This window comes from Lujinxingia litoralis (assembly GCF_003260125.1).
In the GTDB taxonomy this organism is placed as follows: Bacteria; Myxococcota_A; Bradymonadia; order Bradymonadales; family Bradymonadaceae; genus Lujinxingia; species Lujinxingia litoralis.
Window position 1 is genome coordinate 46279 of record NZ_QHKO01000001.1, and the last position, 13857, is coordinate 60135.

Annotated in this window: 8 protein-coding genes; 3 read left to right on the plus strand and 5 right to left on the minus strand. The window is 62.9% G+C overall.

Going from position 1 to position 13857, the window contains the following annotated elements; translation table 11 throughout:
- Window positions 1-4: 4 nt before the first annotated feature.
- The gene (locus DL240_RS00205) at window positions 5-2470 is read right to left on the minus strand and encodes a hypothetical protein (protein WP_146618011.1); all 2466 of its coding nucleotides are present in this window, start codon (window positions 2468-2470) and stop codon (window positions 5-7) included.
- Between the two features lie 192 nt (window positions 2471-2662).
- Here DL240_RS00205 and DL240_RS00210 point away from each other — a divergent pair, with 192 nt between their 5' ends.
- Entirely contained in the window at window positions 2663-4474 is a 1812-nt protein-coding gene (locus DL240_RS00210) for an ABC transporter ATP-binding protein (RefSeq protein WP_111727839.1), read from the plus strand.
- A gap of 123 nt (window positions 4475-4597) precedes the next feature.
- Here the strand turns inward: DL240_RS00210 and DL240_RS00215 are convergent, their stop codons facing one another.
- The 4 genes from DL240_RS00215 to DL240_RS00230 form a co-directional block, all read right to left on the minus strand.
- The gene (locus DL240_RS00215; protein ID WP_111727840.1) at window positions 4598-5395 is read right to left on the minus strand and encodes a CAP domain-containing protein; all 798 of its coding nucleotides are present in this window, start codon (window positions 5393-5395) and stop codon (window positions 4598-4600) included.
- Between the two features lie 84 nt (window positions 5396-5479).
- Window positions 5480-6148 (minus strand): L-threonylcarbamoyladenylate synthase, encoded by a 669-nt coding sequence (locus DL240_RS00220; RefSeq protein WP_158542249.1) that lies wholly within the window; start codon window positions 6146-6148, stop codon window positions 5480-5482.
- Window positions 6149-6306: 158 nt separating this feature from the next.
- A complete protein-coding gene (locus DL240_RS00225) occupies window positions 6307-7773 on the minus strand; it encodes a M20/M25/M40 family metallo-hydrolase (protein WP_111727842.1) in 1467 nt (488 codons plus the stop codon).
- A 50-nt stretch (window positions 7774-7823) separates the two neighbouring features.
- On the minus strand, window positions 7824-8612 hold the full coding sequence (locus tag DL240_RS00230) for an exodeoxyribonuclease III (protein ID WP_111727843.1): 789 nt from the start codon (window positions 8610-8612) through the stop codon (window positions 7824-7826).
- A 317-nt stretch (window positions 8613-8929) separates the two neighbouring features.
- Here DL240_RS00230 and DL240_RS00235 point away from each other — a divergent pair, with 317 nt between their 5' ends.
- Together DL240_RS00235 and DL240_RS00240 are read left to right on the plus strand one after the other, a co-directional pair.
- Window positions 8930-13099 carry a serine/threonine-protein kinase gene (locus tag DL240_RS00235; protein WP_111727844.1) on the plus strand — a complete coding sequence of 1390 codons (4170 nt, stop codon included), beginning with the start codon at window positions 8930-8932 and terminating at the stop codon, window positions 13097-13099.
- Between the two features lie 23 nt (window positions 13100-13122).
- Window positions 13123-13416, plus strand: a complete 294-nt coding sequence (locus DL240_RS00240) for a 4a-hydroxytetrahydrobiopterin dehydratase (RefSeq protein ID WP_111727845.1) — start codon at window positions 13123-13125, stop codon at window positions 13414-13416.
- Window positions 13417-13857 lie beyond the last annotated feature (441 nt).

The following is a 13857-nucleotide window of genomic DNA, read 5'->3' on the forward strand; positions in this document are numbered from 1 at the left end:
CTCCTTAGAGGTAGAGGAACTCAAACGAGGACACCAGGTAGCTGATCACGCCGGACCACGCCCGCAGCGCGTAGGTCGGGTCGCGTTCCAGGCTATCGCCGCGACACCAGTCGCTGAGTCGCTCCGAGTAGTACGCTTCGCCAGCAGCCATCCCGGCCTGTCCGTCTTCCATCAGGTCGACGAAGAGCTGATAGGTGCGGTCAATCTCGGCGTGATCCGCCGGCAAGTCCTCACCCAGGATGCGCAAGTGCAGGTGCTGAATGTTCTCCCGGATACGCGCCTCGGCGGCACTGTTGCCGGGCAGGTCATCCAGCTCCACGTAGGGGAAGAGCAGACGCTGGCCGGCCGCGGTCTCAAACTCCCGGGGGACATTCTGGCAGGCCAGCTCGTTGGCCATCACCATCGACACCGCACCCATCACACCGCTGGGCGTGTCCAGCCGCTCGGTCAGGTTGTCGTAGTTAATGCCTCCGTACAGGTAGCGATACAGGTGGGGCGCGAAGGCCTCAAAGGGCCCCCACATCCACTCGCGGCCAAACACCGACGTAATGCGACGGGTCATCGCCTCGGGATGTAGAAGGCGTGGGCCACCAAATTCTTCCAGCTCCACGCTGCGCTCCGGTGTCAGCATCTGTGAATCGATGTCGACCGCCCGGAAGTAGGGGCTAAAGACCAACTCCCGAATGGCCACCCGGGCGCTCTCCCCATTGTCGCGCATCTGCGTGGCCACACGCTGAATAAACGCGTCCTGCACTCGGTACGCCTTGAGCCGGGCCTCGTAGTTGGGGGCGGCCGGGTCAGCAGGCTTGTCGAGCGGCGGTCGACGTAGCACCACTCGGTACATATGGCGCACCATCGTGTGGAAATAGCGGGGGTCTTCGGCCACACGCTGCCCCAGCCACCTTAACCCCTGCCAGACATCGTCATCGGCGATCTCCTCGCCGTTAAACCCGGCCGGGAACATCCCATCGAAGCGATTATCGCGGACCGGCAGGTAGTGACCGTAGTTGTTGTAGGTGCGGTATAGCTGAGCCACCGGATCCATCGGCACGTGACACACCGCGCAATCCGCGGCGTTGCGGGTCGGATTCTCAATGTCTGCCACTGCCGTCGGATCGGTCGCCTCCGTCATCAGGTTGTTGATGTCCACCCCGAGAAAGAGCAGGTAGAAATAGGACGAACGCTTGCGGTTGAGGTTCGTGTTCGTCGACGGATACCGCCCGGTCATCATGTACGAGGTCAACACCCCGGCGTGCGGGTACTCGCCACGCATCCCCGAGGAGGTGATCGCAGGCAGCCGCGCCGGCTTAAACTCCAGGTGGTCCTGGTCGTCATCAAAGTCAACCTGGTTCTCCACCCCGTAAGACTTCGCCGAGTAGGGATTCACCATCAGGTAATCCGCCGTCACAAACTCGCTGATCGGCAGATCGTTTTTGACGATGTGCGAAAAGAGCGCCAGGGGCTCTCGCCCCAGACCATGACGCCCCAGCAACGCGATCTCGTTGCGGGCCTCCACGCTCAACCCCATCTCCGCCCACCACCGCCGCCCCGGGTAGTGGTTCGAGTTGAGCACGTTGTCCGGCGGGTTGCCCTGGATGAAGTAGTCGGTCAAGAAGATGTCCGCCAGACCTTCTTCCAGGCGCTCATAAAACCCCGCCTCAGCATAGAGGCCGCTCAGCACCTCATCGATCCCCTCCGCGCCGCGCGCCTCAACCTTCGCGATCTCCTCGGCGGTCGGTACCCGACTGGCCAACGTCATCGTCATTCGGCTGAGCCAGTCGAGGTCGTTCATATACTCGACCCCGGCGAAAAAGCCCTCCTCATCGAGGTCCACGCCCCCGGGACAGGGATCCGGCGCATCCAGCCGCTCCGAAAACTCCCGCAAGGTGTCAGCCTGCCAGCTCTCTGTGCCAAACACCTCGCCGCCCCCGTGAATCACCTGGCCGGTCGCCTTGAGCACCAGCAAGGACTGGTCATCAAACTCCTCCAGACGCTCGCGCCCAAACCCCGAGAGTTCATCGTAGTTGCGGGAGAGGTGATCCTCTGCGTAGAGCCGCTCGGTCGCCAACTCGAAGTCGCTGTTGACCGCACCGAATCCGTTCTCCATGTGGCAGGACTGGCACTGACGCGAGACCACGTCGGTCCAGACCTCGCGCTCAAAGAACTGCGCGTTCGACCGACAGGGCTCCTGGCCCTCCGGCGGGTTGCCGGGATGGGGGTCGGTGGGATCGCCAGGATCTCCCGGGTTCGACGGGTCACGCGGATTCGAAGGGTCCACCGGATCAAAGGGATTGGACGGGTCCTGCGGCTGATACCCGTCCCCTCCCCCGGCATCGGGGCTCGATGGTGCCTTCGACAGGTCTGGCCCCCCTTCCACGTTCAACTGCCCTTCGCAGGCACTCAAGAGCAGCGCCCCCACAACCAGGGGCCACAGCTTCATCCCGCCTACTTTTTCGCTTCTTCGCTCCATGGTACTCCTCATCGGCTCGACGCGTTGCCTCAGGTCTCAGCGCAACGCTTCTGCTTGCCTACTCCCTGTATCTGACCAACAGCTACGTCCCAGGGATGCGGCAACCTAACACACCCAAAAAAGCCAAAAAACTAGCAAAAACAAGCACTTACAACGATTAACACCCCGTTTCATATGCCCGTTAAGGCTCTTATGACCGCCGACGACACCCCCTCCACGAGTTCTCCCTCCTCCCATCCCGCCCCCCCTCCACACGCCCGAGTCGACTGGCGGCGCCTTGTGGCGCTGGCCTCGCCACACTGGCGCCCGCTCGCGCTGGCAACGCTCTCGTTGGTGATCGGTTCGGGGATTACCCTGGCCTACCCCCAGGTGGGACGCGTGGTCGTCGACGAGGTGCTCTCCGAGGGAGCCCGCTACGAACTGAGCACGGTCGGGCTGGCGCTGCTGGGGCTCTTTTTGCTCCAGGCCGTGTTTGTCAGCCTGCGCTACTACCTCTTCACCGTGGTCGGTGACCGCGTGGTCGCCGACCTGCGCAAAGACCTCTACAGCGCCATCATCGGTCGGGAGATGGCCTTCTTTGATGCGACCCGAACCGGGGAGCTGACGAGCCGCCTGGCCAGCGACACCCAGCTCTTGCAGAGTGTGGTGACGACAAACCTGTCCATGGCACTACGCTACGGGGTCCAGGCCATCGGTGGGCTGATCTTTCTCTTCGTCACCAACGTGAAGCTCTCCCTGGTGATGGTGGTCGTCTTACCGGTCGTGGCAGGCGTGGCCATGGCCTATGGCCGCCGCGTCCGTAAGCTCTCCCGCCACGTCCAAGACGCAATCGCCGACTCCACCTCGCTGGCCGAAGAGAGCATCGCGGGCGTTCGCACCGTGCGCAGCTTCGGTCGCGAGGCACGCGAGCAAGAGCGCTACTCCGAGGCAATCGAACGCAGCTTTACGCTGGCGCGCACCCGGGCGGTCCTGGGAGCGTTCTTTGGTGGGGGCGTCACCTTTTTAGCCTACGCCACCATCGCCGTGATCATCTGGGTCGGCGGCCAGCTGGTGCTCTCGGAGGCCATGAGCCCCGGAGAGCTCACCGCCTACATTCTCTACGTCCTCTTTGTCGCCGTCTCACTGGGCGTGATGAGCGGCCTGTGGACCGACTTTGCCCGGGCCCTCGGCGCCGGAGAACGGGTCTTTGGTCTGCTGGACGCCGCGGCCGAAGCACGCGTCGCGACACACGATGAGACCACCACCGAGGCACAGATCACCCGGGGCCATGTGCGTTTTGATCACGTCTCCTTCACCTACCCAACTCGCCCCACAGCCCCCGTGCTTCACGACGTGTCTTTTGACATGCAGCCCGGGCAGAAACTCGCCGTGGTCGGTGCCTCCGGAGCAGGAAAGAGCACGATCGCCAACCTGCTTTCCGGCTTCTATGAGGTGGATCAGGGGAGCGTAAGCCTGGACCAGCGAGCCATTGCCGACTGGAGCGAGGAAGCCCTCCGCGAAGGACTGGGGATGGTCGCCCAGGAACCGGTGCTCTTCTCGGGCACCGTGGCCGAGAACGTGCGCTATGGCAGACCGGAGGCCAGCGACCAGGAGGTGCGTGAGGCAATGGCGGCGGCCAATGCGTTGAGCTTTGTCGAAGCCTTCCCCGAGGGGCTCGATACGGTGGTCGGTGAGCGAGGCGTCCGCTTGAGTGGTGGCCAGAAGCAGCGGGTGGCAATCGCGCGGGCTCTGCTCAAGGATCCGCGGGTGCTGATTCTCGACGAAGCCACCAGCGCGCTGGATGTCGAGAGCGAAAAGCTGGTGCAGGAGGCGCTCGACCGCTTGATGGAGGGACGCACCACACTGATCATCGCCCACCGCCTCTCCACCGTGGCCCGTGCCGATCAGATTGTGGTGTTAGAGCGCGGTGAGCTCAAAGAGCAAGGCAGCCCCGCTGAGTTGCTACAGGCCGGTGGACTCTACGCACGCATGGTGCAGCTGCAGGCCATCGATGAGCTCAGCTGAGGCCCCTCCACAACAAAGCCCCGGCCAGTCAGCCGGGGCTTTGTCGTAGTGCACTCATGGTCATCCCGCGCGGGTCGGCTCTCAGGAAGTGCCTGACCCGGCGGAGGCGTGCGCGGTGGTCGCTCAGCGTGCGCCGAATTTCTGCGTCCAGTAGATCCCGTACGAGTTGCTAGCACTGCTATCTCTGAACACGCCCACCCCCAGCTCAGTGAAGTCGGGGTTCATGATGTTGGCGCAGTGTCCGTCGCTCTCCATCCACCCTTCCATCACCTCTACGGCGCTTTCCTGCCCGGCCGCGATGTTCTCTCCCTGGGGATAACTTCCGGTATAGCCGGCCTTTTCGATGCGATCGAAAGGCGTCTCTCCGGTCACCGGGTGAATATGATCAAAGAAATCATTCTCGGCCATGTCCTTGCTGTGAAGACGCGCGGCGCAACGAAGGATGCCTTCCCCGACGACGGGAGGCGCGGGATCGAAGACCCCTTCGGTATCACAGTTTGCCCCCTCGGCCCGGTACTCGTTCACCAGGTGAACGACCTGCTCTTCCAGAGCCGCAAGCTCGGGGTCCCAGTCTGGCAGCGAGGAGCAGTCCGCGACAGGAACTTTCTCGGGAAGACAAGTATCCAGCGCATCCTGAGAGCAGGAGATGCGAGCGGCGCACTCCACGTTGCCCTGGAAGTAATCGTCTTCGGCACAGGCCTGAACGCAGGAGGCCTGCCCCATGCGTGCGCCGTCGAGGTAGGTGAGGTTGAGATCGCAGGTTTCGTAGATGTGTGCGCAGGCTACCTCGCATTGCTCCAGCGGAGTCTGCGCGGCGTCAAAGGGGTCTTCCTGGGCGTCTTCGCCACAGCCCGCACCAAGGGCCAACGTTGTCAGTGAGACGAGTGCGGCGGACCGCCAGATCTTCGAGAACTTGTACATGAAACCACTCCGAGACGTGCCGAGGGGAAAGGGATGCCGCCTGCGCCCGGGACACAGGCGGCAAAACCCTCGCACAGGGAGGGGTTAGCCGTCCAGATCTTCGTCCATCGCCTCGATCACCGCTTCGATGCGAGCTTTAGGAACCGAACCCTGACGCACAATCACAATCTCTTCGTCGGTGACATCGACAACGGTGGAGCCGGGAGCTGAAGGAAGGTCCCCGGCATCGACAAAGAGGTCGACTCGGCCCACGAAGTTCTTTCGGACCTGCGCCGGGGAGCTCTCCCCGGATTTATTGCCCCGGTTGGCGCTGGAAACCAGGACCGGCGCGGCGAATCGCTCCACGATCTGCCGCACGAGGTGAGACTCGGGGATGCGCACGCCGATTTTGCCGTTGGCTTTGGTGAGCTGTTTAACGACCGCACGGGGGATGGAGTCGCTGGCCTCAAAGAGGATGGTGAGCCCACCGGGCCAGATGGCTTTCATCAGGGCACTGGCCGCCGGGTCCACATCTGCGGCGACCTCATGAAGACGGTTAATCTTGTCGATGAACACCAGGCAGGGGGCCTTATGCACGCGGCGCTTGGACTGGAAGACGCGCATCACGGCGTCTGCATTATTTAGGTCCGCCAGAATGCGGTAGGTGCCCTTACAGGGAAGACAGACCAGCCCTCCCTGCTCCAGGACCCGCACCGATTCATTGATGGCTTCAGCAGTATTTGCGGCGTCGGACTCCAGCTTGATGATGTTCATAGACGAGCGTCTCCTGGCAAAGAAGAAGGGCCCACCCAGGAGAGGGTGTGGCCCGGTGAACGAGTCGCAACGCTCAGGCATCGCGACCGCCTCACTCTACCACGGAGGAGCGCCCGGCTCAGGCATGTTTTTGTCAAAACACGTTCCTGCGCCCCGGACTACCACTTTTGCAAGAGCCGGCCATAGAAGCGCACCAGATCGAGGTAGGCCCCGGTGGCCAGGCGCTCATCGGTACTGTGAATACGCTCGAGGTCTCGGGCGGTGAGCGCGACGGCCTGAAAGCGATAGACGTCGGGGGTCAAGTCGGTGAAATGACGTCCATCTGCTGCGGCCACCAGGGTATTGGGAGCCACGGGGATCGCACCGAAGACCTCCTGCACGCTCTCGCGCAGCGCGATGTATCCCGCACGCTCCGTGCTGGCCATGGGCCCGGGCTCCGAGCGCATCTCACCGACCGGGGTCACGGTGATAGCAGAGTCATCGATGACCGACTCCACGTACGCGAGAACGTCGGCGATGGAGTCCCGCGGGTTGATACGGATGTTCAATGTGGCCACAGCCTGCTGCGGCAGGACGTTCTCACGAGGGCTGGCCCGGAGCATAGTAGGCGCCACAGTGGTCCGCAGCGCGGCATTTGAGGCGGGGGATGCTTCCATCTGAGAGACGACCAGGGGCTCGGTAAGCCAGAGATTGGCGAAGAGCGCCCGAAAGGGGAAAGCCATGTGCGGAGCGAGGGCGTCGAACATCATCCGGGTCGGCCCGTCGATGGCAGCCGGCATGGGGTTGTTCGCCAGGCGGTTTAGGGCGGCGGCAAGCCGGCTTACGGCGAGTTGTTCAGGAGGCATCGAGGCATGCCCGCCTTCGGCGGTGGCAGTGAGGTTGAGGGTGACGTAGCCCTTTTCTGTGATGCCGATCAGCGCCACCTGTCCGGGGATGCCCGGAACCAGTCCATCGGCGATGATCAGCCCCTCATCATAGACAGCGGCCAGCGAGGCTCCTTGCTCTTTGAGCAGAGAGGCGACGACCTTTGCCCCCTGGGTGCCACCGACCTCCTCATCGTGACCGAAGACCAGGCTCAGGGTATGACGCGGCCGCTCTCCCTGCTGCAGCTGACGCTCCAGGGCCTCCATCAGCGCCATCAGGTTATGTTTGTTATCGAGCGCCCCCCTACCCCAGACAAAGCCCTCGGCGACGGTCCCGCCAAAGGGAGGATAGGTCCAGTCGTGTTCGGTGCCGGGCTCCACGGGGACCACATCCTGGTGCGCGAGGAACACCACCTCGGGGAGCGCCGGGTCGGTTCCGGGCAGGGTAAAGAAGAGCGTGGCGTCGTTGACAACCTCCAAGGAAGCCTCGGCATGCACGCGGGGAAACCAGCTCTGGAGGTGGTCATGAAGCTCACGGAAGTGATGCAGGTTGGGCGCTTCCGCGGTGGGAGACACGGTCGGGATGGAGAGCGCCCGGGCAAAGCGCGCGATGATCGCGTCTTCATCGGAGAGCTCTATCTCAGGCTGTGACACCTGGGAGGGGGCAGGCGTCAGCATCGCGGTGCGAACGAGCACCACCGAGACGAGGACAAGGAGGGAGCCTCCAAGGCTGAGGAAGGCGCGGCGAAGGGTGATGTTCATCGGGGCACACTCGCGATAGCGATACCGAGGCGGTGTGTGCCCCGGGAGGCTCAGAGGAGGATGTCAGGATTGAGAGTCACGCTGATGGGGCAGTGATCGGAGCCCATGACCATGTCATGGATCCGGGCGTCGACCACAAACTCCATCGCAGCTGGAGAAGCGTACACGTAATCGATGCGCCAGCCTATGTTTCGAGCGCGCACGTCTCCGCGCTGACTCCACCAGGTGTAGCGTTCTTCGACGTCTCCGCGGATCGCCCGGAAGGTATCGACCCATCCCTGGTCCAGCCAGCGGTCGAGTTCTTCGCGCTCCTCGGGGCGAAATCCACTGGTCTTGGTATTGGACGTGGGGCGCGCGAGGTCGATGGGTCGGTGAGCGGTGTTGAAGTCGCCCATGACCAGGATGCGTTCGCCCCGGGCGATGCGTGTGGCGAGCATGTCACGGAGATGGCTGTAGAAATCGAGCTTGTAGGGGATGCGGCTCAGGTCGCGGTTCTTTCCGCTGCCGTTGGGGAAGTAGACATTGAGCAGGGTGAGCTTACCGAGCGTCGCGATCTGCACGCGGCCCTCACAATCGAAGGCCTCCTCGCCCAGGGAATCAATGACCTGGTCGAAGGGCTGGCGAGCGTAGAGTCCGACGCCGCTGTAACCTTTGCGCTCCGCGGGGTGGAAGTAGGTATGCCAGCCCTCGGGGTTGCGGGCCTTAGCGGAGAGCTGCTCGGGAAGTGCGCGGACCTCCTGGAGGCCAACGATGTCGCCTTCACAGGCATCGAGCCAGTCGAGGTAACCTTTGCGAACACAGGCACGCAGGCCATTGACGTTCCAGCTGTAGATCTTCATGGGGACATCCTGAAAAGAGGCAATCTCGGAGACACCACGGAGCTCGCAAACGCGACGCGCTCCGTGCGGTGGCCATGGTGTACAGGGGGCAGGTCAGAAGCGTCAAAGGGTGGGGTGCCCGGTTGCGTGTAAAGCAGGGGGCATGCTACACCGGAAGACGTTAAGGATGGCGGTTTTGCCCCTGCTAAACGGCGACAGACGAGGGGGCCAGCAGACGCAGCCGGCGAAGCAGTGAGCGCAAAGCGAGACTGCTGCGGGCTACGCCGCACTGGCCTGCTGCCAGCGGGGACGGAGGCCAGGCGCTCCGGAGAGAAGTTATGAATTCAATCGACGCCACGCTCCCCGAGGCGGGGGATTTAATCGGTGGGCGCTTTCGTATCCTGGAAGTTCTGGGGACCGGCGGGTTTGGCACGGTGTACCGGGCGGTTCAGGAGAATATCGGGCGAGATGTCGCGCTGAAGTTTCTGACGCCCGTGGTCGCCAAGGATCCGATCAACGTGGAGCGCTTTCGTCGGGAGGCCTTTCACGTCAGTCAGCTGCGCCACCCCAACACCATCACCCTCTATGACTACGGCCAGACCGAAGATGGGCTGGCGTACATGGTGATGGAGTTTCTGGAGGGCGATGCGCTGGGGGATGTGATCCAGACGCAGGGAGCGCTGGGGTGGCCGCGAGCGGCCCACGTCTACATCCAGGTTTTGAAGAGTCTCTCGGAGGCCCATCGCCGAGGGCTGGTCCACCGCGATCTCAAACCGGAGAACATCTTTCTGTGTGAGATGTTCGGGGAGCGGGACTACGTCAAGGTGCTGGACTTTGGCGTTGCGAAGATGACGCTGGCGGACTCCGACGACGACCCCGACGGGGAGGAGGCCTTAACGCGTGCCGGGCGTATTTTCGGGACGCCCTTGTATATGGCACCGGAGCAGGCCTGCGCGGAACCGATCACGCCAGCAACCGACGTCTACGCGCTGGGGCTCTTGCTCTATGAGATGGTGAGCGGGCAGCCCCCGGTGACGGGCCGCAACCGCATGGATGTGATCCACAAGCAGATCCGCGATCAGGTTCCGGAGCTCCCCCCGGAGTTGGAACAGACGCCGGTGGGTCGGTTGATACGCCGGGCGTGTGAGAAGGATCCTTTGGCCCGTTATCAGGACGCGGCCGCCTTGCTCGACGGATTTCTCGACGCGATTCAAGCGATGCAGATTCGGCCGACGCCTCAGGGCGGCGGAAGCCGTCCGGAGATTTCGGCCTCGCATATCGTGCCGATGGAGGTGCAACGCGCGTTTGGGCATACGAGTACGACCGAGGAGACGAGTCAGGCCTCAGATGCGGTGGTGCAGACGACGCCTGACGCGGTGGCAGCGACCGAGAGTGCGGAGCTGGACGCCACCCACCTGATTGAGCCTCCGAAGCCGCGAGCGGAGCCCCCTCCCCTGCCTCGGGGCGCGCCACGGGTTGAAATCAAACGCATCAGCCGCAAAGTCCCTGCGCCAGCCGAGGCCGCACGACCGAGTTTCCCCTTTCAAACGCGGGCGCATTCTCGGCCACGCTTCGACCTGCCCTTGATCGGGCGAGATCGTGAGTTTGATACGCTGGTCGGCCTGGTGAAGAGTGCTGGCCAGTTGGGGTCGGGGCAGGTGGTACTGCTGGAGGGAGAGGGAGGGGTGGGCAAGACCCATCTGGTGCACGCGGTGATGAGTGCGCTCTCCGAGACACCGGTGTCCTACTCTACGGCGGCCTTCCGCAGGCGCTCTCTTCCGCTGGAGGCGCTGCGCGAAGCGATTGGAGGACTCTGGGGAGTCTCGCACAGTGAGCGCATGCAGGTGGACAGCACGGTTCGCCAGGATTTGCGGAGTCTGGGAGGGTTCTCCGACGGGGAAATCGGGGCGATCGTCGACTTTTTAAGGCCGCGGGTGATGGAGCCCTCGGAGCTGGCGGCCTCGGAGTCCGGGGTCCTCTTTGCGCGTCTGGAGCGACTCTTGTTGCGCATGGCCGAGCGCCGGCCGCTGGTGCTGGCGCTGGAAGATATTCAGTACGCCGACAGTGCCAGCCTGGGGTTTCTGGAGTATTTCGCCGTGACGATGCGGACCCAGGCCTGCCCGGTGGTTCTGATGTTGACGATGCGTCCGGAGGAGCGGGGACTGAACCCGGATCTGGAGGACCATCTTCGTACCATTGGTGCGAACGTCGGGGTGAGTTTCTCACGGCAGCGTTTGCGTCGCCTCCGGGGCAAAGCGCTCTCGGTGTTTCTGGACTCGATTTTGCCGCTGGAGAGGCGGCTGAAAGAGCGCGTGGGCTGGTTGAGTCAGGGGGTGCCCCTGCACGCTATCCAGATCATCCGGTACCTGCAGAATGAGAACAACCTGCAGAAAGCCGGGGAGCGTTGGCGTCTGAAGAGCGGGAACCCGCGCAAAATTGAGCTCCCACCGGATTTGATGGAGTTGATGGCCTTGCGGGTGGAGCAGGCGATCCATAAGCACCGCGATCGCCCTCAGCTGCGCCGTGTGCTGGAGTGGCTGAGCGTGTTGGGGATGCGCGTTCCGGTGGACCTGTTGAAGGCCGCGCTGACCCGGCTGGAGGGACACGATGTCAGCCAGCTGGAGTTGGACCTCGGCGCCTTGAGTGAAGAGGCGATCGCCCGCCAGGGCGTGCATCAGAATCTGATCTGCGTGGAGTTTGAGAACAGTCTGCTGCGGGAGGCGATGCTCAAAGAGCTTCGGGAGCAGTGGTCCACGCGCGGGATGCACCAGGGGGCCGCCGAACTCAAGCAGGCGTTTTACGGGGAGCGTCAGCTGGAGGTGCCGCTGGTGGAGATCGCCGATCACTGGCGGCAGGCCGGCGATAGCGATCGCTATCGCGACAGCCTCAGTGGTGCCGCGAAGCGTTCGATGGCGCGTTTTGATCTGCGTGGCGCCCGGGATCGCTATCGGGAGTTGTTAGGACTGCTGGAGCGCCGCGGGGATCACGGAGAGTTATGGACCGAGTCGAACCTGGCGATGGCGGAGTTGGCGCGTCGTTTTGGGGAGTTTGGTCTTTCGGAGGAGCATTACCGGCGCGTGGTGGAGGGCGGGCATGCCCGAGGGCCGGAACGAAGTCGGGCGTTGCGCGGCTTTGGTCATCTGCTCACGATTCAATCTCGCTCCGATGAGGCGACGCACTACTATAGCCAGGCGCTGGACCACAGTCAGCAGATCGGCGATGTGGCCGGCGTCGCCAAGGCATTGATTGGCCTCTCCCGGGTGCACTTGATCCGTGGCGATGCGCTGGCTGGCCAGCAGGTTCGCGAGCAGCTGGAGACGATGACGGGAACGCTTGGCGATGCCGAGGTCACGGGCCAGGTACTCTTGCATCTGGCCGAGGCCTCTCAGCGTCGCGGGGATCATGATGAGCGCTACGCCTACCTGAAACGAGCACGCAGGGCGTTTGAATCGTCCAGGAATCGTCAGGGGTTAAGTGACGCGTTGATCGCATTGGGCGGAGCGTTGATGGCTCCGTCTCTCAATGCCCCGGATCGATTTGCGCAGGCAGAACAGACCCTGCGCGACGCTCTGGAATTAAAGCGAGCGATCGGGGATCGGCACGGACTTGCCGAGGCGTTTCGTCAGCTGGGTCAGTTGAAGCTGGAGATCGAGGACTATGACCAGGCCGAGGGGCTTCTTCGGCAGGGGCTGAACATTCACCAGGCACTGGGCACCCCGTTTAATATCGGAGCTGCGCAAAACGGGATGGGGATCCTGATGGTGATGACGCGTCGCTATGCGCAGGCCGAGCAGCACTTCGACGCGGCCATCGAGGTGTTTGAGCGCATCGGCGACCAGGTCATGATTTCGCAGCCCCTGCTCAATAAAGGCATCGTGCTGATTAACCAACGGCGGTTCAACGAGGCGCAGACCGTGTTGAGGGAGGCCCGTCGGCTCAAGGAGAACCTGGGGACGAACTGGGGGCTCTTTGACCTGCGCAACAATCTGGCGCTGGTCGACATGTGGCATGGCGAGTTGGAGAGCGCGGAGCACAATTTGAGCGAGACGCTCAAACATGTCGACGCGCAGGGAACGGCCGAGGACCGTGCCAAGGCCCGGAGTCTGATGGGGCTGCTGCAATGTTTCTTAAGTCGTCTGCAACTGGCGGCGCTGGAACTAGGCCGAGCCCGAGCCGACGCCGAAGATCTGGGCATGCCCCGGGTGACCGTGTTCTGTCAGGCGAATGCGGCCTTCTACGCACTGCTCACAGAGTCGACCTCGGCGTATGAAACGCTGATTGTCGAAGCCGAAAAACAGCCGTTGCTGGCGGAGTTGGATCGCGAGGTGTGGTTAGATCTGCTCGGGCAGCTCGCACGCCATAGCGCCGAACAAACGCCCTCTCGGCAGGCCGCTCGTCAGCTACGGGCGGTGGCCACGGTGTGGAAGCGCTTCGGGCGAGTTGAGCAGATTAGCGCATTACTGAAGCAGGCCGACCTGTTGGATGTGGAGTTTGCCCCACGTGGATAATTCAATGTCGACAAGGAGCTGAGATGGCCCCGACGCTACTCGCTGAAGCAACGATTTCGGAAGGTCTTGAAGCCCTGGATGGCTGGGAACGCGAAGGCGACAGGATCAAGCGCGAGCTAATTTTCGATGATTTTTTATCGGCCATCGCGTTTATCAATCGAGTGGCCCCGCTGGCCGAAGCCGCGGACCATCACCCGGAGCTCTTTAACGTGTATAACCGGGTGGAGTTGGTGCTGACGACGCACGACGCCGGGGGCCTGACCGCGAAGGATTTTGATCTGGCAGCCGCGATTGACCGGGTTGTCCAGCCGAGTTGATCTCCCGGGCTTGCGATCGTCGCAGCCTCAGGTATCCAGGAGCCCCCCGGGAGCGTGCCGCTCTCAGGGGGCTTTTTTTGCGGATTGGCGACGCCACACACCGCACGTCCGATGAAGTTGCCGGCGACGCGTGTGCCGGTGTTCGCCCTCCCCTCTTCTTTTCGGGTGTTCCGCCGGCATCACGTCCAGTGAAAGACCGGGCACGCGGGGCCGCGTGACGCGAATCCGCCGCCCCTCGACGGTTTCCAGGCGCTCGCTGACTCAAATCTCGTGGCCGTCCGGGTTTTTCACAGGCTCGCTGACTCAAATCTCGTGGCCGACCGGGTTTTTCACAGGCTCGTTGACTCAAATCTCGTGGCCGACTGGGTTTTTCACAGGCTCGCTGACTCAAATCTCGTGGCCGACTGGGTTTTTCACAGGCTCGCTGACTCAAATCTCGTG

Bases quoted from the DNA above. Each gene is read 5' to 3' on its own strand.
- DL240_RS00210 (WP_111727839.1), top strand. From the start codon at position 2,663: ATGACCGCCGACGACACCCCCTCCACGAGTTCTCCCTCCTCCCATCCC.
- DL240_RS00220 (WP_158542249.1), bottom strand. From the start codon at position 6,148: ATGAACATCATCAAGCTGGAGTCCGACGCCGCAAATACTGCTGAAGCC.
- DL240_RS00225 (WP_111727842.1), bottom strand. From the start codon at position 7,773: ATGAACATCACCCTTCGCCGCGCCTTCCTCAGCCTTGGAGGCTCCCTC.
- DL240_RS00240 (WP_111727845.1), top strand. From the start codon at position 13,123: ATGGCCCCGACGCTACTCGCTGAAGCAACGATTTCGGAAGGTCTTGAA.
- DL240_RS00235 (WP_111727844.1), top strand. From the start codon at position 8,930: ATGAATTCAATCGACGCCACGCTCCCCGAGGCGGGGGATTTAATCGGT.
- DL240_RS00215 (WP_111727840.1), bottom strand. From the start codon at position 5,395: ATGTACAAGTTCTCGAAGATCTGGCGGTCCGCCGCACTCGTCTCACTG.
- DL240_RS00230 (WP_111727843.1), bottom strand. From the start codon at position 8,612: ATGAAGATCTACAGCTGGAACGTCAATGGCCTGCGTGCCTGTGTTCGC.
- DL240_RS00205 (WP_146618011.1), bottom strand. From the start codon at position 2,470: ATGGAGCGAAGAAGCGAAAAAGTAGGCGGGATGAAGCTGTGGCCCCTG.